The organism is Enterobacter sp. CCUG 70166 (genome assembly GCF_020224095.1).
Classification (GTDB): Bacteria; Pseudomonadota; Gammaproteobacteria; order Enterobacterales; family Enterobacteriaceae; genus Enterobacter; species Enterobacter intestinihominis.
This window is the reverse complement of sequence record NZ_NRIQ01000035.1, coordinates 59,261-77,853: the sequence shown is the minus strand read 5'-3', so window position 1 is coordinate 77,853 and position 18,593 is coordinate 59,261. Positions and strand designations below refer to the sequence as shown.

The following is an 18,593-nucleotide window of genomic DNA, read 5'->3' as shown; positions in this document are numbered from 1 at the left end:
GGAGGCGGCCATGCGATGCGCTTCCGTCCTGCTGGCCGTGCTGCTGACCGCGTGCGGCCAGCAGCCGGCCGAGAACCTGGCCGACGCCCTGGCCGCAGATCCGGTGCGGCTCAAGGCATTGCGCGGGCAATGCGCGGCCGACCGGCAGGCCGTGGGCGAGGATGCCTGCCGCGCCGCCGCCGAAGCCTTCCGGCGGCGCTTTTTCGCCGGCTATACCGGGCCGGACGAATACAACTCGCTGGCTGAACTCCTGCCGATTCCGCCGAGCTTCGATACGCCCGCAGATGAATTGCCAGAGGGCGCCGCTCCGCTCACTCCGCCCGAGGATTCGCCATGAACGACGTGACCATCATCGACCGTTTCTTCGATACGTTCTCGCGCTACATCGACTCGGGCTTCGGTTTATTGCAGGGCGAAGTGGCATTTCTCACCGCCACGCTCATCATCATCGACATGACGATCGCTGGCCTGTATTGGGCCATGAGCCACGCCACCGGCCAGGGAGACGACGTGATCGCCAAGCTGCTGCGCAAGGTGCTCTATGTCGGCGCGTTCGCCTACATCATCGGCAACTTCAACTGGCTGGCGAGCATCGTGTTCCGCTCGTTCGCCGGCTTGGGGATTACCGCGACCGGCTCGGCCATCACGATGGAGAACTTCCTTCAGCCGGGCCGCCTGGCAAAAACCGGCATCGACGCTGCCGCGCCGATTCTGGAGCAAATCGGGGACATGGCTGGGTTCCCTGAGGTGTTCGTGAACATCGACCCCATCGTGGTGCTGTTCATCGCCTGGCTGGTGGTGATCCTCTGCTTCTTCGTGCTGGCGGTACAGCTTTTCATCACGCTGATCGAGTTCAAACTGACCACGCTCGCCGGCTTCGTCTTGATCCCGTTTGCACTCTGGAACAAGACCTCGTTCCTCGCGGAAAAGGTGCTAGGCAACGTGGTGTCGTCAGGCATCAAGGTCTTGGTGCTGGCCGTCATCGTCGGCATCGGTTCCGGCCTGTTCGCCGAGTTCCAGGTGCATCCGGACGAGCCATCCATCGACCACGCGCTGGTCGTGATGCTGGCCTCGCTCGCGCTGCTGGCGCTGGGCATTTTCGGCCCCGGTATCGCCACCGGCCTGGTGTCCGGTGCGCCGCAGCTTGGTGCGGGCGCGATGGCTGGTGCTGCGGTCGGGGCTGTCGGCACCGGCGTTGCGATCGGGGCCGCCGCAACGGGCGTGGGCGGCGCCGTCATGGCAGGTGCACGAATGGCCCCGGCGGCCGCAAAGCTGGCCGGTGCCGGCGCGCGTGCCGCGACTTCGGCGGCCGGCAGTGCCCGATCGGCGTTCCAGGCCGGTGCCACTGCGGCCAGCGGCGGTGCCAAGGGCGCGGTGGCTGGCTTCGGCAATGTCGCCAAGACTGGCGCACAAGCCGCAGGCCGCCGCGTCGCCTCTGGTGCTTCCGCTGCGGGGCAGAAGATGACCGATTCCTTCCGCGCCGGCTGGAACGGCACAGAAGCCGGCAGCGACGGTGCCGGCCCCGGCCAGGCCGCGGACAGCACCGCAGGCTCGCAGAAGCAAGAGCAGCCTGCCTGGGCCAAGCGGATGCACCGCCGCCAGCAAGCCACCCATGCCGCGACCACTGCCGCCCACACGCTGCGCGGCGGCGACGGCGGCGGCTCCGGGCAAGGCCCGAGCCTGCGGGATTCGGATACCTAATCTTCAAGGAGAACACCCATGCGATTCAAACGACCGCAGGTGCGCTACGCCGATACGCCGCAGCCTGCCACCCCGTATCAAGCCGCCGCCCAGGTGTGGGACGACCGTATCGGCTCGGCTCGCGTGCAGGCGAAGAATTGGCGCCTGATGGCCTTCGGCTGCCTGGTGCTCGCGCTGTTGATGGCCGGTGGCCTGGTGTGGCGCTCGGCGCAGTCCATCGTGACGCCCTATGTCATCGAGGTCGATCAGGCCGGGCACGTGCGCGCCGTAGGTGAGGCCGCCACGCCGTACCGGCCCGGCGACGCGCAGATCGCGCACCACCTGGCGCGCTTCGTGACGCTGGTTCGCTCGCTGTCCATCGACCCCATCGTGGTGCGGCAGAACTGGCTCGATGCCTACGACTACACCACCGACAAGGGCGCGGCGGTGCTCAACGACTACGCCCGCACCAATGACCCATTCGCCCGCATCGGCAAGGAATCGGTGACGGTGCAGATCACCAGCGTGGTTCGCGCCAGCGACACGTCTTTCAACGTGCGTTGGACAGAGCAGCGCTATGTCAACGGTGCGCCCGCCGGCACCGAACGCTGGAACGCCGTGCTTTCGACCGTCCTGCAAACCCCGCGTACTGAACAGCGCCTGCGCAAGAACCCATTGGGCATCTACGTCAACGGCCTGTCATGGAGCCGCGAACTGGATTCTTCCGAAGGAGCCAAACCATGAAACTTCGTTTCCGCCTTTACGTTTTTCCTTTGACGCTTCTGGCCCTCGCGGGCTGCGCCTCGCAGGGCAAGCCGCCGCCGTCCATCTTGCTCGACGAGCCGGTGCTGGCCCAGCCATTGCCCGAACCGCCCACGCCCGTCGAAGTCGTCGCCGTCCCTGAACCGCTGGCGCTGCCGGCGCAGTTGAAGCCGCTGCCGGAACTCGATGAGGCCCCCGTTGCGCCGGAGCCGGCCGACGAAAAGGTGCGCGTTTCCCGTGCCAATGCAGAAGCGCGTATCGCGCCTACCCGTGAGGGCTACGTCAACGCGATTCAGGTGTGGCCGTTCACCGATGGCGCGCTTTATCAGGTCTATGCGTCGCCGGGGCGCGTGACGGTGGTTTCGCTTCAACCGGGCGAGGAACTGGTAACGGTCGCCGCCGGCGATACCGTGCGCTGGATCGTGGGCGACACGTCCAGCGGCGGCGGGGCCGATCTGCGCGTCAATGTGCTGGTCAAGCCTATCCGCTCCGGTCTGAAAACCAATCTCGTCATCACCACCAGTCGGCGCACCTACCTGCTGGAGCTGACCTCGACCGAGAGGGCATGGATGGCGTCGGTGTCCTGGGACTATCCGAAAGACCGAATGCTCGCGTTGCAGCGCCAGGCGCAGGCAGCGCAGGCAACAACGCCTGTCGATACGGGCCTGTCGCTGGACAAGATCCGCTTCCGCTACGCGGTATCGGGCAGCAACCCGCCGTGGAAGCCTCTGCGCGCCTTCGATGATGGAGAGAAGGTCTATATCCAGTTCCCGCCGGGCATCGCCCAGGGCGAGCTGCCGCCGCTGTTTGTCATCGGCGCGCAGGGCGACGGGCAACTGGTGAACTACCGTTTTCGCTCGCCGTACTACGTCGTGGATCGCCTGTTCGGCGCGGCCGAACTGCGGCTGGGCGGCGATGGCGGCGACGTGGTGCGGATCGAGCGCACCGATGGTGTTGCACGGAGGAACTGACCATGAGCCAGGATGACACTCCCGACCTTGCCGCGCCGCAGGCGGACAAGGTGGCGCCGGAGGCAGTGGCGCTGCGCGCCCAGCCGCGTCCAGTCACACGCCTGAACCGGCGCTCGCTGGCCATCCTTGCCGGCGTCCTAGCGGTCGCCGTGCTCGGCGCGCTGATGTGGTCGCTGCAACCTCATCGACGCAGCACAGGCGAGCAGACCGAGCTTTACAACGTCGATCGCGTGTCAAAGTCGGAAGGACTGGATGCGCTGCCGACGGACTATTCCAAGCTGCCGCCGGCGTTGCCGCCTGCCGTTCCCGAACTAGGGCCACCGCTGCCGGGCGATCTTGGCCCGGCTATCGTGAAGTCGCAGCAGCCGGCGACGGCTGCCTACGCGGCCCCCGGTCACGACCCGAACGATGCCCTGCGAAAAGAAGCCGAGGCGGCCGCGGCCTCGTCCGTGTTCTTCCGCTCGGGTGGGCAGAATGCGGCGCCGGTAGCGCAGACACAGGTGGCCGCTGCGCCGGGCTTCGCCGCCAATGCGGCGTTTGACCCGCTGGCGGCCGGGCCGGCCTCCACGGCGGCCCAACCTGCTGACCCGACAGCGGTGCAAAACCGGCAAGACCAGAAAGAGGCTTTCATGAAAGCTGGCCCCACTGAAACCCGTAATTCCGGCAATCTGACTCTGCCAATTTCGCCGTATCAGGTTATGGCCGGAACAGTGGTCGCAGGTGCCTTGGTGACGGGCATCAAGTCGGACTTGCCCGGCGACGTGATCGCCACGGTGACGGAGCCGGTCTATGACACAGCCACCGGGCGCTTCCTGCTGATTCCGCAGGGTTCGCGCATCCTGGGCAAATACAACAGCCAGGTCAGCTACGGGCAGAGCCGCGTTCAAGTCGTCTGGAACCGGATCATCCTGCCGGACACGTCTTCGCTCACGCTCGACAACCTGGCCGGCACCGACCCAGCCGGCTATGCCGGGCTGGAGGACGATGTGGACTACCACTGGGGCCGCATCTTTGCCGGTGCGGCACTCACCACGCTGCTGGGCGTCGGTGCCGAGCTGGCCGCGCCGGAGAACCGGCAGGATGGTGATCGCGTCATCATCGCTGGGCGCGACAGCGCGCAGGACAGCATCAATCAGGTCGGCCAGGAGATGACCCGGCGCAACCTCAACATCCAGCCGACCTTGACGCAACGGCCGGGCCTGCCGGTTCGCATCATCGTCAACCGGGATCTGGTGCTGCGGCCGTACCAGCCGCTGTTCTTCAACCGGGGGACTTCACGATGAGCACGACCAAGAAGCTGCGACTCGGCCCGCTGCCGAAGACCGAGAGCACCAAGCTGACTTTCGTTTGCCCGACCAGTTTGAAAGCCGACCTCGACCGCTACGCCGCGCTACACGCGCAGGCGTATGGCGAGGCTGTCGACGCGGCGACGCTAATCCCGCATATGCTGGAAGCGTTCATGGCTGGAGATCGGGGATTCAGGAAGGGGGGCACGAGCAAGACTGAGCCTCCGAAATCGAGTTGACGATGTCGGCGCAGCCACCACTGCCCAGAATGAAAGCGCAGCCTGCGGGCTGCGCTTTCGCTTTTGAGGAAGTCTTGTGGCAACTCAAGGCGTGATATCGATGCGATCTTGCACGCTACGGCGCTCTTACGCTTTCTATCGCGAAGCGCCTATACGACACCTAGCTTGAAAAACGGCAACGACACGCAGAAGCCAGAAATTGGCCTAACCTGTTGTCCCACAAGCCCTATCGTCGCGCTGCATCGCTCACCTAGAAGCTTGACAGCGGACATTTTTTATACCCCGTCGTTTTTGCCCATCCCGAGCGTGATGTTGTTCACAATTTACTCATTGCATAACACCAAAGGGGAAGGTGGGTGATGCTGATTTCGATCAAAAAATGGCGCAACGATTAAACAAAAATGACAAAATCCCTGAAACCTTTCAGCGGACGCGCGTTTTCCCTGCTTAACGCGCGTCCGGGAAAAATTATATGCGGAAATGGCCAGCGGTCTCAGCAAGGTCGCCCGCCTGGCTTTGCAGCGCGCTGGCCGCCGCAGCAGACTGTACAACGAGTTCAGCGTTCTGCTGCACCATACGATCCAGGTGAGTCACCGCGTGGTTAATTTCATGGATCCCTTTCATCTGCTCGCGGGTGGCAATAGATATTTCACGCATAATGCCAGACACGCTCCCGACGCTGGCGCGGATCTCATCCATGCTGTCGCCCGCAAGGTGCACAAACCGGGAGCCGGTTGCAACGCTTTCGGTAGTGGAGTCAATAAGGGATTTTATCTCTTTCGCCGCCTGAGCGCTGCGGCTGGCCAGATTACGCACTTCCCCCGCAACGACCGCGAACCCACGGCCCTGCTCACCGGCACGAGCCGCTTCGACGGAGGCGTTAAGCGCCAGAATGTTGGTCTGGAAGGCGATGCCGTCAATCACGCTGGTGATATCGCCAATCTTTGCAGAAGCCACTTCGATGGACTGCATGGTGCTGATTGCCTGCGAGACAACTTCGCCGCCGCGCGCTGCGGCCGCAGAGGCCTTACTGGCCTGGTCGTTGGCCTCTTCGGCCGATTCATTCGACTGGGTGACGGAGGCGGTTATCTCTTCCACGGCGCTGGCGGTCTCACGCAGGCTGGACGCGGCCTGCTCGGTACGTCCGGAGAGATCCTGATTGCCTGCCGCAATCTCCTGCGCGGCGTTTTTCACTGAGGCGCTGGCGTCGCGAAGCTGGACCATCACCACCGAGAGTTTATTGCTGAAGGCGTTAAACGCCTGCGCAATTTGCGCCACTTCGTCATCGCCGCTATCCGGCAGACGCTGGGACAGATCGTTGGTGCCGTTGGCAATGCTGTGCATCGCGTCGCGAATGTCGGACAGGCGCTTAAGCAGGCGGGCTATCAGGAGGTGGACAATGGCGCCGCTCAGAAGCGCCAGAATCACCAGCGAGATTGCCGACGCTTTCAGCAAGGAACGCATGCCGGAGGTAGCGTCGCTGCTGTCGAGGGCGACGACCAGCAGCCAGTTCGTGCCCGGCACGGCTGAGGCGATAAAGGTTTTTTCCTCATCATTCAGCGTCCCGTCGACCGGATTACCGCTCTTCAGCGCCGCAAGGTCGATGCCTTTGATCGTCCCGGTAAACGGCTTCAGCGTCAGGGTCGGCTCGTTGGCGGCAATAACCGTGCCGTCGCTGTTCAGGAGCAACCCGCTGCTGGCAGGCGTTGGGTGGATCCCGCGCACGTTCGCCACCACGCTATCCATGGCGACATCGCCCGCTACCACTGCTTTCAGAGTACCATTCTCCTTCACCGGTACGGCAAACGTCACCACCAGCTTCCCGGTCCCGGCATCAACGTAGGGCGCCGTCACAACCGGGCCGTCCGTGCTCACCACCTGCTGATACCAGGGACGAATGGTTGGGTCATAATCCGCCGGGACCCCCGCAGGATCGGAGAATTTCGCCGTCTTGCTGGCGTAGCCTGCGTAGACGTTGGTGAAGCCGCCCGCCTGGGCTAATTGCTTAAACACCGGAACCGGATCGTCAGCCAGCGCGATACTCTGCGCGGAGGCAATCACCGTCATTTTGCTTTTGACCCAGTCGGCAATCGCCATATTGTGGCTGGCGCTGGTGCTGGTCAGTATATCGCGCTGCGACTGCTGATTATCCTGGCGCGTGACCTGAAAGTTGATAATGGTATTAAGAAGAAGGGCGACGACCATACAGCCTGTCGTCGCCGCAATGATGCGGGCGCGAATGGATCTGAACATAAGTGTAATACCTGCTGTGTTGTTTCCATGCCTATCGGCAATGGCGCAGGTAAACTTGATGCTGAAACCGCGTCCATAAGAAAATAATATTTTTAGCGATTTATTATTAAAAAGTTAATACTTTATCAGCGGTAAGAGTCCATTCAGCCAGTTCAACCAGCGTGCCAATTTCCACGCCATCAATCAGGGGCAGCCCGGTAATGCCGCGACCGTCGGTACAGGTTTTGCACAGCTTGACCGGAACGTTTTGCGCGGTCAGGATCTCCAGCATGTGTTGTATGTTGTAGCCCTCAGCGGGTTTCTGCCCCTTCAGCGCGGCCGTGACGGCATCGGACATCAAAAAGAGGCGCAGCTCCAGCTCACTCTCCTTATCGCGCAGCGCGATTGCCAGGCGCAGACTGTTAAAAAGGGATTCACTGCCGTAGGCCGCACCGTTGGCGACGATCACAATCTTCTGCATGTTGACTCCTGTTCTTTGAAAAGGCACGAATATTGCTTCTCATACCGAAGAATATGTATCGGAGAGAGAAACGATGACGATAGTGGCTGGCAGTTCGCCTGGCGCGACCGAATGGTTCCAGCGTGCAAGAATGCTGCGGGAGGAACAGCTCGGCAGATTAGCGCAGCTGGGCGCACTGGTGAACGGCATCAGTCGACTGGTGCATATGCTACAGTGCGAACGCGGTGCGTCAAATGTCTGGCTCTGCTCGCAGGGTAAATTGTACGGGCCTGAATGCAAGGCCAGCAGGGCTTTGGTGGATGAAAACCTTGCTGCATTGCACCTCCTGTTTAGCGAACCGCTGCCGGGCAGCGCCCTCTGCGAACGTATCGCCAGCGCACTGCACGGCCTTGAAACGCTGACGGTGCTGCGTGATGGCGTTACAGGTCAACGCGTCACCGCGCCGCAGGCGATGGAACACTACAGCCGCATACTGCGTCATCTGCTCAATATCGTACCTCAACTCAGCGACAGCATTGACGATCCGCACATCGCGGGCCGATTTGTGGCCCTTTACAGCCTGATGCAGGGCAAAGAACTTGTGGGACAAGAGCGGGCGTTAGGGGCTATTGGTTTCACCCAGGGATTCTTTGACGATGAAACTCGCCAGCGGCTGGTGGATCGCATTGATGGCCAGCAGGCCTGCTTTGAGGTTTTTATCTCCCATTGCACTCCAGACGTGCAGGAGACGTTTACCCTCAACTGTCAGCCGGGTCTGGAGACTGAAAAACTCAGGCGTGAAGCGTGCACCCGCCAGCCTCCGGCAGATAATGGCGATACCGCCCTCAAATGGTTTGCCCTGCAAACCGCGCGTCTTGAGCATCTGCGCACGCTGGAGGAGGTAGCCATTGCCGATCTGATGACGGCAGTTGAGGAGCGTCGCTATAGCGAAAACCTGCACGTAGACGATGAGTACGGCGATATCCTGGCGCGATTTCCGGATAGACCACTGCTGCCGCTGGTGCGCCAGCAGGCGCGCGAAATTGAGCAACTCTCCCGTCAACTTGCTTCCCTGCGCGACACGCTGGAGGAGCGCAAGACCATCGACAAGGCCAAAAGCGTGCTAATGACGCATCAGAACATGAGCGAGGAGCAGGCGTGGACAGCCCTGCGCAAAATGGCGATGGATAAAAACCAACGCATGGTGGATATCGCCCGTGCGCTCCTTACGGTGAAAAATCTGTGGAAGATACCCCCTGGGGAGTAGTTGCACAGTCAGTGGGCATTTAATGCCTGATTGAGGTGCGTAAAACAGCGCTCTCCTTGCAGAAACCCCGTAACGCCGGGGTTAAAAAGCTGGCATCACCTTTGCATTAACAGATTAACTATTTTTGACGATGCGCCAACGGCGGTGCATACGTCTTCGGGATAAAGGCGTCCAGCGGTGCTTCAGCACCGTCGGGCGCTTTTTTTTGCCTTTTTTAAGGAGCAATTATGGCGGATTTGTCGAGACGGCGGTTATTGCAGGCCAGCATGCTGGCGAGTGGTGCGATGCTGTTGCCGGGTGTCATGCAGGCCGCATGGGCGGCGGGGTCAGATAAGCCGGAGCAGGATACCGTGCGTATCGGGTTTATCCCCTTGACCGATTGCGCGCCAGTGGTTATCGCGGCCCTGAAAGGGTTCGATAAAAAACACGGCATTACCATTGTACCTACCAAGGAGGCGAGCTGGGCGGCGGTGCGCGACAAGCTGGTGGCGGGGGAGCTGGACGCCGCACACATTCTTTACGGCCTGCTGTACGGACTGGAGCTGGGTATCGCGGGCAAGCCGCAGCAGATGGCGAACCTGATGACTCTCAACCAGAACGGTCAGGCCATTACGCTCTCCAGCGATCTGGCGGAGAAGGGCGTTCGTGATCTCGACGGGCTGAAAAAGCTGATTACACAGCAGGCACCGGGAACCTACACCTTCGCGCATACCTTCCCGACGGGGACACACGCTATGTGGCTCTACTACTGGCTGGCCAGTGCGGGCATTAACCCGTTTGACGACGTGCGCACTGTGGTGGTCCCGCCGCCACAGATGGTGATGAACATGCGCATCGGCAACATGGTCGGGTTCTGCGTCGGCGAGCCGTGGAACGCGCGGGCGATTAACGACCGCATCGGGTTTACCGCCGCCACGTCACAGTCCATCTGGGCCGATCACCCGGAAAAGATCCTCGGCACCCGACGCGACTGGGTGGCGAAAAATCCGCACACCGCACGTGCGCTGGTGAGCGCCGTGATGGAAGCCGCGCGCTGGATCGAGGCGTCAGCGGAAAACAAACGTGAAACCGCGCAGATCCTCTCGCGCCGCGCATGGCTCAACTGCAAGGAACAGTACCTCACCGGACGCATGCTCGGCGAATACGACAACGGGCTCGGTCAGCGCTGGCAGGATGCGCACCCGATCCGTTTCTTCAATGAGGGTGCCGTGAGCTACCCGTATCTCTCCGATGGCATGTGGTTCTTAACCCAGTTCCGTCGCTGGGGCTTGCTCAACGCCGCGCCGGATTATGCGGGCATCGCACAGCGCATTAACCAGACCGCGGTCTGGCAGGATGCCGCGACCGCCGTGGGCGGCATGTCCACACCGTCATCACCGTATCGCAGCAGTACCCTGATGGACGGCACCGTCTGGAACGGCACCGATCCGGAAGGGTACGCCAACCGCTTCGCCATTCACCGTAAAGGGGCCTGAGTATGCAGCATCTGCAAAATACGCAACCACAAGAGAAGTCAGAGAGCGGGGAAGTGATTGTCCTGCCTCCGCTACAGGTTCGCCGTCGTGCGCCAGCGTTTACGCGTCGGATGAATGAGTTTTTACAGCGCGTCATCCCGGCGCTGCTCGGTCTCGGTCTGCTGGTGGTGCTCTGGCAGCTGGCGGCGATAAACAGTAAAGGTTTCCCGACGCCGCTCAGCACGCTCGATTCGGCCATGACCCTGTTTGCCGATCCGTTTTATCGCGACGGGCCAAACGATATGGGCATTGGCTGGAACGTGCTGGCGTCGTTGCAGCGCGTCGCCATCGGCTTCGGTCTGGCGGCGCTGGCGGGCATTCCGCTGGGCTTTTTGATTGGGCGCTTCACCTTTTTCTCCCGCATGTTCAACCCGCTGATCGCGCTCCTGCGTCCGGTCAGCCCGCTGGCCTGGCTGCCTATCGGCCTGCTGCTGTTCCAGAAAGCGGAGCCCGCGTCGAGCTGGACCATTTTCATCTGCTCCATCTGGCCGATGGTCATTAACACCGCCGAAGGGGTGCGCCGTATTCCGCAGGACTACCTCAACGTGGCCCGGGTGCTGCAACTCTCAGAGTGGACCATCATGCGCCGCATTCTTTTCCCCGCCGTGCTGCCTGCGGTGTTGACCGGGGTACGTCTCTCCATTGGCATTGCCTGGCTGGTGATTGTCGCCGCCGAGATGCTCACCGGAGGTTTAGGCATTGGCTTCTGGATCTGGAATGAGTGGAACAACCTCAACGTCGAAAACATTCTCATCGCCATCGTCATCATTGGCGTGGTCGGGTTGCTGCTGGAGCAGGGGCTGATGCTGATCGCCCGTCGCTTTAGCTGGCAGGAAAAATAAGGAGTGAAGATGAAACCTTTAATTCAGGTCCAGGCCGTGAGCCAGCGTTTTTCCACCGCCAGCGGCGAGTTTCTGGCGCTGCAAAACGTCTCTTTTGATATCCACGAGGGCGAAACCGTCAGTCTGATTGGTCACTCCGGCTGCGGCAAGTCGACGCTGTTAAACCTGATCGCCGGGATCACGCTGCCGACGGAAGGCGGGCTGATTTGCGACAACCGCGAAATCGCCGGGCCGGGGCCTGAGCGTGCGGTAGTGTTTCAGAATCATTCGCTGCTGCCGTGGTTAACCTGCTTCGACAACGTGGCGCTGGCGGTGGATCAGGTCTTCCGTCGCACCATGAGTAAGGCCGAGCGCAAAGAGTGGATTGAGCACAATCTCGACCGGGTGCAGATGGGCCACGCGCTGCATAAGCGCCCCGGGGAGATCTCCGGCGGTATGAAGCAGCGCGTCGGTATTGCCCGGGCGCTGGCAATGAAGCCGAAAGTGCTGCTTATGGATGAGCCGTTTGGCGCGCTCGATGCGCTGACGCGTGCCCATCTTCAGGACTCGGTGATGCAGATCCAGCAGGCGCTGAACACCACCATCGTGCTCATCACCCACGATGTGGACGAGGCGGTACTGCTCTCTGACCGCGTACTGATGATGACCAACGGCCCGGCGGCCACCGTGGGTGAGATCCTGCGCGTCGATCTGCCGCGCCCGCGCAACCGGGTGCAGCTGGCGGACGATAGCCGCTATCACCACATGCGCCAGCAGATCCTCCATTTCCTCTACGAAAAACAGCCGAAAGCGGCGTAATGAGGGGGCACGATGCGACTGGTCATTATCGGTAATGGTATGGCGGCAACCCGGCTGATTGCATCGCTCACCGGGCGTGTGACCGGTCGTTTTGCTATCACCGTCATCGGTGACGAGCCGGAGCAGGCGTACAACCGCATCCAGCTTTCGCCGGTGCTGAGTGGTGAAAAGCAGGCGGAGCACATCTGTCTGCACGATGAAGACTGGTACACGGCACGAGGCGTGACGGTGCTGCGAGGAGAAACGGTGCTCGCAGTAGACGTTAACGCGCGTAAAGTGCGTACCTCTGCTCGCACGCTGGGCTGGGATGCGCTGGTGTTTGCCACCGGGTCTACCCCTGTAGTGCCGCCGATCCCCGGCGGCGATGCGCCGCATGTGTTCACCTTTCGCACCCTGGCAGAGACCCGCGCCATCCAGAACCTCTCCGGTCCGGCGGTAGTGCTGGGCGGTGGCGTACTTGGCGTGGAAGCAGCGGCAGCGCTGGCGCGCAACGGTGACAACGTCACGCTTATCCATCGTGGTCCCTGGCTGATGGAACAGCAGCTGGATCAGCAGGCGGGACTGCTGCTTGAAGAGGCGCTGGCGGCGCGGGGTGTTAGCTGTGAATTCGCCTCTGGCATCGCGGCGATTAACGGCAAGAGCGTGACGCTACTCAACGGGCACAGCGTCACCGCCGCGCGCGTGGTGCTGGCCACGGGTGTACAACCCAACGTTGCGCTGGCAAAAGCCAGCGGCATTCACTGCGCGCGCGGCATCGTGGTGGATCACCAGATGCAAACCTCCGTGCCGGATATCTACGCCATCGGCGAGTGCTGTGAAATTGACGGCCAGACATTTGGCCTGGTCGCCCCCTGTCTGGCGCAGGCGGATATTCTCGCCGCGCGGCTGGCCGGGGAGATCACCGCGCCGTTTACCCGGACCGACAACGGCGTGCGTCTTAAGGTGACCGGCGTGGAGCTGTTCAGCCTCGGACGCGCGACGGCGCAGGCGGACGATGTGGTATGGAGTTCATGGGATCCGCTGACCCGTCACTATCGACGTTTACTGATCCATCAGGGGGCGCTGGCTGGCGTGCTGCTGCTGGGTGACTGCCGCAGTGCGGCAACCTTTACCGATTTACTGGCAACGGCTGCGCCCGCCCACGCGGACTGGCTGTTCGATCGTTTCACAACGCAACCGCAGGTTGCAGGACAGAACGCTATGACAAAACCTACTCTGGTGGTGGTTGGGCACGGTATGGTCGGCCATCATTTCCTCGAAGACTGCGTTAACCGCAATTTGCATCAGCAGTATCAGATTATTGTTTTTGGCGAAGAGCGCTATGCGGCCTATGACCGCGTGCATCTGTCGGAATATTTTGGCGGACGCAGCGCGGACTCGCTCTCGCTGGTGGCGGGGGAGTTCTTTGCCGATAACGGTATAGAGCTGCGCCTCTCGCAGCAGATTGTCGCTATCGATCGTGATGCACACGTTGTGCGTACCGCCAGCGGCCATGAAACCCACTGGGATAAGCTGGTGCTGGCGACCGGCTCGTACCCGTTCGTACCGCCCGTTCCGGGCAGCGATCTGCCGGGTTGTTTTGTCTACCGCACCCTCGACGATCTGGACAATATTGCGGCCCATGCGGCAGGCTCTCGCCGCGGCGTGGTAATTGGCGGCGGCCTGCTGGGGCTGGAGGCGGCGAATGCGCTTAAGCAGCTAGGGCTGGAAACCCACGTGGTGGAGTTTGCGCCGAACCTGATGGCGGTGCAGCTCGACAGCGACGGTGCGGCAATGCTGCGCAAGAAAATTGAGGCGCTGGGCGTAGGGGTACACACCAGTAAATCGACGACGGAGATTGCCACCGCATACGACGGGCTGGTACTGCGCTTTGCCGATGGTGAACAGCTGGAAACGGACATGGTCGTCTTCTCTGCCGGTATTCGTCCGCAGGACGCGCTGGCACGCAGCAGCGGGCTGGCTATTGGCGAGCGCGGCGGGATCTGTATTGACGACGGCTGCCGGACCTCCGATCCGGACGTGCTTGCCATCGGGGAATGCGCGCTGTGGGAGGGGAAAATCTTTGGCCTGGTGGCCCCGGGCTACCAGATGGCGCGCGTGGCTGCCGCTGTGCTGGCGGGTGAGGAGAAGCGCTTCACCGGCGCGGATATGAGTACCAAACTCAAGTTGCTGGGGGTGGATGTGGCGTCGTTTGGTGATGCCCACGGGCGCACGCCGGGGGCGCTGAGCTACCAGTGGACGCACGGGCCGCAGCAAATCTACAAAAAAATTGTGGTCAGTCACGACAGCAAAACCCTGCTGGGTGGCGTGCTGGTGGGCGATGCCAGCGAATACGCCACGCTGGTGCAGATGATGCTTAACGGCATTAGTCTGCCAAAAGAGCCGGAAACGCTGATCTTACCCGCGTCGTCAGGCTGCGCGCCGAAAGCGCTGGGCGTGGCGGCGCTGCCGGAAAGCGCGCAGATCTGTTCGTGTCATAACGTCAGCAAAGGGGATATCTGCCTGGCGGTAAGTGCGGGCGCAACGGATATCGGCGCCATTAAGCAGTGCACCAAAGCGGCGACCGGCTGCGGAGGTTGTAGCGCGCTGGTGAAGCAGGTGATGGAGTTCCAGCTTGCGGAGCAGGGCGTGGAGGTGAAAAAAGATATCTGTGAGCACTTCCCGTACTCGCGTCAGGAGATATACCACCTGGTGCGCGTCAACCATATCCGGACCTTCGACCAGCTTATCAGCCGTTACGGACAAGGGCACGGCTGTGAGATCTGTAAACCGCTGGTGGGATCAGTTCTGGCCTCCTGCTGGAACGAATACCTGCTGAAACCGGCGCATCTGCCGCTGCAGGACACCAACGACCGCTACTTTGCCAATATTCAGAAGGACGGAACGTATTCCATCGTGCCGCGCATGCCCGCCGGGGAAGTGACGGCCGACGGGCTGATCGCCATCGGCCAGATTGCGAAACGCTATAGCCTTTACAGCAAAATCACCGGCGGACAGCGTATTGACCTGTTTGGCGCCACGCTCGAACAGTTGCCGGAAATCTGGCAGGCGCTGGTGGAGGCCGGATTTGAGACCGGACATGCGTACGGGAAATCCCTGCGCACGGTGAAATCCTGCGTCGGGTCGACCTGGTGTCGCTATGGCGTGCAGGACTCCACCGGCCTTGCGGTCAAACTGGAGCATCGCTACAAGGGGTTACGTGCGCCGCACAAAATCAAAATGGCGGTCTCCGGCTGTACCCGTGAGTGCGCAGAGGCGCAAAGCAAAGACGTGGGGGTGATTGCCACGGACAAGGGCTGGAACCTTTATCTGTGCGGCAACGGCGGGATGAAGCCGCGCCACGCGGATCTCTTTGCCAGCGATCTGGACGACGAAACGCTGATCCGCACCGTTGACCGTTTCCTGATGTTCTACATTCGCACGGCAGATCGTCTGCAACGCACCAGTACCTGGATGGATAACCTGGAAGGCGGCCTCGACTATCTGCGCGAGGTGATCCTCAACGACAGCCTGGGGATCGCCCACGAGCTGGAGCAGGAGATGGCCCGGGTGGTGGAGACCTATCAGTGCGAATGGCAAACCACCCTCAACGATCCTGATCGCCTGGCGCTGTTCCGCACCGCGGTGAATGTCCCTGCCGCGGCGGAGAGCAAGCGCTGGCAGGAAATTTGCGGCATCAATGATATCCCCGAGCAGGCTGGCATCGGCGCGCGGCTTGGCCGAAAACCGATTGCGCTGTTCCGCTTTGGAACGTCCGTTTATGCCCTGGACGACCTGGAGCCGGGCAGCAGCGCGAACGTGCTTTCGCGCGGCATCCTTGGCGATGCAGCGGGCGAGCCGGTGGTGATTTCCCCGCTTTACAAGCAGCGCATACGTCTGCGCGATGGGTGTCAGGTGGAGAACGGCGAACCCGTGGTGCGCGCCTGGCCGGTAAAAATTGAAAACGGCAAGGTTTGGGTTGGAAGCCAAGAGCTGGTGATGCGTGCGGAGGCCTCATGACGGAAACCCGTACAACGTGCCCTTACTGCGGGGTGGGCTGCGGTGTGGTCGCCAGTGTGGAAGATGGCGCGGTAAGCGTTCGTGGGGATGAAACTCATCCGGCGAACTTTGGTCGCCTGTGCGTAAAAGGATCTGCCCTTGGGGAAACGACGGGGTTGCAGGGACGTCTGCTGCGCCCGGTTGTTGACGGCATAGAGGTGGCATGGCCGCAGGCGCTGGGTGAAGCGGGCGAGCGGCTACGGAAGATCATCAACGTATGGGGGCCGCAGGCGGTGGCGTTTTATGCCTCCGGCCAGCTGTTGACCGAGGATTACTATGCGGCCAACAAGCTGATGAAAGGCTTTATCGGGGCGGCGAACATTGATACCAACTCGCGGCTGTGCATGTCGTCAGCGGTGGTGGGCTACAAACGCGCCTTCGGTGAAGACATTGTGCCGTGCAGCTACGAGGACGTGGAAAACAGCGATCTGGTGGTACTCGTTGGCTCAAACGCGGCCTGGACGCATCCGGTGCTGTATCAGCGGCTGGTGCAGGCAAAACGCAGCAACCCGCAGATGAAAGTGGTCGTGATCGATCCGCGCAAAACCGCCACCTGCGATGTCGCTGACCTGCATCTGGCGCTTAAGCCCGGCAGCGACGCCGGGCTGTTTGTGGGATTGCTCAATCTGATTCAGGGGAGCGGCGAGTGGCCGATTCCTCACGTGGCCGCGTTTTGCGATCTGCCTTCAGACGAGATTGGCACCTTCTACGACTGGTTTGTCACTGCGCCACGCGCGATCACGCTCTACACCATGGGGATCAACCAGTCCTCCAGCGGCAGCGACAAGTGTAACGCCATCATTAACGTGCATCTTGCCAGCGGGAAGTTCAATCGTTCGGGCTGCGGCCCGTTTTCGCTGACCGGACAGCCAAACGCCATGGGCGGGCGGGAAGTGGGTGGGCTGGCGAACCAGCTGGCGGCGCACATGAACTTCGAGCCGGACGATCTTTCGCGCGTGGCGCGTTTCTGGGGAACCGAGCGGCTGGCACAAACGCCGGGGCTGATGGCGGTAGAGCTGTTTGACGCGATTGCCCGCGGCGAAGTGAAGGTGGTGTGGATCATGGGCACCAATCCTGCCGTGTCACTTCCCGACAGCCACGCGGTGTGCCAGGCCCTGGCAGCCTGCCCGCTGGTCATAGTATCTGAGGTGATGCAGGAGACGGACACCAGCCGGTTTGCTCATATCCGTTTTCCCGCCCTGGGCTGGGGCGAAAAAGACGGAACGGTGACCAATTCCGAGCGGCGTATTTCTCGCCAGCGCGCGTTTCTGCCTGCGCCGGGCGAGGCCAGACCGGACTGGTGGATCATCGCCCGGATCGCAGAGCAGCTCGGTTATGGCGATGCCTTCGCCTGGGAACACCCTCATGAGATATTTTGTGAACATGCGGCGCTGACGGCGTTTGAAAATAACGGCGAACGGGCGCTAAACCTGCGCGAACTGGCGTCGCTGTCGCGAGAGGCGTGGGACGAGCTGGCGCCTTATCAGTGGCATGCCGGTGATTTCCCGCAAAGAAATCTTGTACCGGTTGATCCTTCCTCACATGGGGCAGGCGTCGACGAATTGTACCCCTTGATACTGAATACCGGGCGGATCCGCGATCAGTGGCACACCATGACGCGCACAGGGTATGTTCCGCGCCTGATGCAGCATATCGATGAGCCTTTTATTGAGATGAACGCAACCGATGCGGCGCGCGCGGGGCTGACTGACGGCCAACTGGTGCGGATAAGCTCCCCGCGCGGGGTCATGGTTGCCAGAGTACGTATCTCTACCGCACAGCGTGCGGGCGAGCTGTTTGCGCCGATGCACTGGAACGCGCAGTTTGCCCGGCAGGGGAAGGTCAACGCGCTGGTGGAAGGGCGGGTTGATGCCTGGTCCGGCCAGCCGGAGAGTAAACAAACCGCGGTGAGGATCCTGCCCTGGCTACCCGCCTGGCAGGGGGAGCTGTATGCCCGCGAGTTGCCAGCGCTGCCGCTGTCGGTCTGCTGGTGGCGTAAAGCCTCACGTCTGACGGTGGCGGGGGAGCAGCCGTTGCTGTCGTGGGTCATGGCGTACGCCAGCGGTCGGGGCTGGCAGTTACAGGTGGCACAGACGGGAGAACGCAGCAGCGTGCTCGCCTGGCATCACGGCGAGCTGATGCTGGGCTACTGGGAGGGCCAGACGCTGCCGGCGCTGGCGCATGCGTTTATTGAAGAAGCCTTTGCTGCTGCGCCCGTACAACTCGCTGAACGCCACGCGCTGCTGCAGGGACAACGGCCGGGCGAAGATGCCGATCCCGGGCGAATTATCTGTAGCTGCTTTAGCGTGGGTGAAAATACGATACGTAAGGCGATAGCCGGAGGCTGTAATTCTGCCGCAGCGCTGGGCGTGAAGCTGCGTTGCGGTACGAACTGCGGCTCCTGCCTGCCGGAGCTGAAAGGGTTGTTGGGATAATAGTGTAAAGGCGTCAGGTGGCGGCTTCGCACCGGCACGAATTTGTAGGTCGGGTAAGGCGAAGCCGCC

Annotated in this window: 14 protein-coding genes; 12 read left to right on the top strand and 2 right to left on the bottom strand. The window is 61.7% G+C overall.

From position 1 onward, the window contains the following. Positions 1-10 precede the first annotated feature (10 nt). From CKK19_RS14535 to CKK19_RS14510, 6 genes are read left to right on the top strand one after another with little or no spacing between them, the layout of a single operon-like run. Complete coding sequence (locus CKK19_RS14535) at positions 11-337, top strand: hypothetical protein (protein WP_068596004.1); 327 nt, start codon at positions 11-13, stop codon at positions 335-337. Beyond that, positions 334-1,701, top strand: coding sequence for a P-type conjugative transfer protein TrbL (gene trbL, locus CKK19_RS14530; protein ID WP_068596007.1), 1,368 nt, complete (start codon positions 334-336; stop codon positions 1,699-1,701). The genes CKK19_RS14535 and trbL overlap by 4 nt, the downstream gene beginning before the upstream one ends. Positions 1,702-1,719: 18 nt before the next feature. Then, entirely contained in the window at positions 1,720-2,424 is a 705-nt protein-coding gene (trbF, locus tag CKK19_RS14525) for a conjugal transfer protein TrbF (RefSeq protein ID WP_181853944.1), read from the top strand. Continuing rightward, the gene (gene trbG, locus CKK19_RS14520) at positions 2,421-3,413 is read left to right on the top strand and encodes a P-type conjugative transfer protein TrbG (RefSeq protein WP_164823731.1); all 993 of its coding nucleotides are present in this window, start codon (positions 2,421-2,423) and stop codon (positions 3,411-3,413) included. Before trbF ends, trbG begins: the two co-directional genes overlap by 4 nt. 2 nt (positions 3,414-3,415) lie before the next feature. Then, positions 3,416-4,696 (top strand): TrbI/VirB10 family protein, encoded by a 1,281-nt coding sequence (locus tag CKK19_RS14515; RefSeq protein WP_014603536.1) that lies wholly within the window; start codon positions 3,416-3,418, stop codon positions 4,694-4,696. Further along, the gene (locus CKK19_RS14510; RefSeq protein ID WP_034018438.1) at positions 4,693-4,938 is read left to right on the top strand and encodes a DUF2274 domain-containing protein; all 246 of its coding nucleotides are present in this window, start codon (positions 4,693-4,695) and stop codon (positions 4,936-4,938) included. Before CKK19_RS14515 ends, CKK19_RS14510 begins: the two co-directional genes overlap by 4 nt. Before the next feature lie 468 nt (positions 4,939-5,406). Here CKK19_RS14510 and CKK19_RS14505 read toward each other — a convergent pair whose 3' ends face one another. After that, positions 5,407-7,191 carry a methyl-accepting chemotaxis protein gene (locus CKK19_RS14505; protein WP_023306429.1) on the bottom strand — a complete coding sequence of 595 codons (1,785 nt, stop codon included), beginning with the start codon at positions 7,189-7,191 and terminating at the stop codon, positions 5,407-5,409. A gap of 106 nt (positions 7,192-7,297) precedes the next feature. Next, entirely contained in the window at positions 7,298-7,651 is a 354-nt protein-coding gene (locus CKK19_RS14500) for a DsrE/DsrF/TusD sulfur relay family protein (RefSeq protein WP_023300288.1), read from the bottom strand. A gap of 73 nt (positions 7,652-7,724) precedes the next feature. Between CKK19_RS14500 and nasR the strand changes: the two genes are divergently transcribed. The 6 genes from nasR (at position 7,725) to CKK19_RS14470 (ending at position 18,524) form a co-directional block, all read left to right on the top strand. Continuing rightward, positions 7,725-8,897 (top strand): nitrate regulatory protein NasR, encoded by a 1,173-nt coding sequence (gene nasR, locus CKK19_RS14495; RefSeq protein WP_058646421.1) that lies wholly within the window; start codon positions 7,725-7,727, stop codon positions 8,895-8,897. A gap of 227 nt (positions 8,898-9,124) precedes the next feature. Beyond that, the gene (locus CKK19_RS14490) at positions 9,125-10,372 is read left to right on the top strand and encodes a CmpA/NrtA family ABC transporter substrate-binding protein (protein WP_063138066.1); all 1,248 of its coding nucleotides are present in this window, start codon (positions 9,125-9,127) and stop codon (positions 10,370-10,372) included. A gap of 2 nt (positions 10,373-10,374) precedes the next feature. Then, a complete protein-coding gene (ntrB, locus tag CKK19_RS14485) occupies positions 10,375-11,253 on the top strand; it encodes a nitrate ABC transporter permease (RefSeq protein ID WP_022648369.1) in 879 nt (292 codons plus the stop codon). Positions 11,254-11,262: 9 nt separating this feature from the next. Continuing rightward, positions 11,263-12,051: an ABC transporter ATP-binding protein gene (locus tag CKK19_RS14480; RefSeq protein ID WP_042715167.1), complete on the top strand. Its 789-nt coding sequence runs from the start codon at positions 11,263-11,265 to the stop codon at positions 12,049-12,051. Positions 12,052-12,063: 12 nt separating this feature from the next. Next, positions 12,064-16,050, top strand: a complete 3,987-nt coding sequence (gene nirB / locus CKK19_RS14475; protein WP_074174389.1) for a nitrite reductase large subunit NirB — start codon at positions 12,064-12,066, stop codon at positions 16,048-16,050. After that, positions 16,047-18,524, top strand: coding sequence for a nitrate reductase (locus tag CKK19_RS14470; RefSeq protein WP_063853516.1), 2,478 nt, complete (start codon positions 16,047-16,049; stop codon positions 18,522-18,524). The genes nirB and CKK19_RS14470 overlap by 4 nt, the downstream gene beginning before the upstream one ends. Positions 18,525-18,593: the final 69 nt, after the last annotated feature.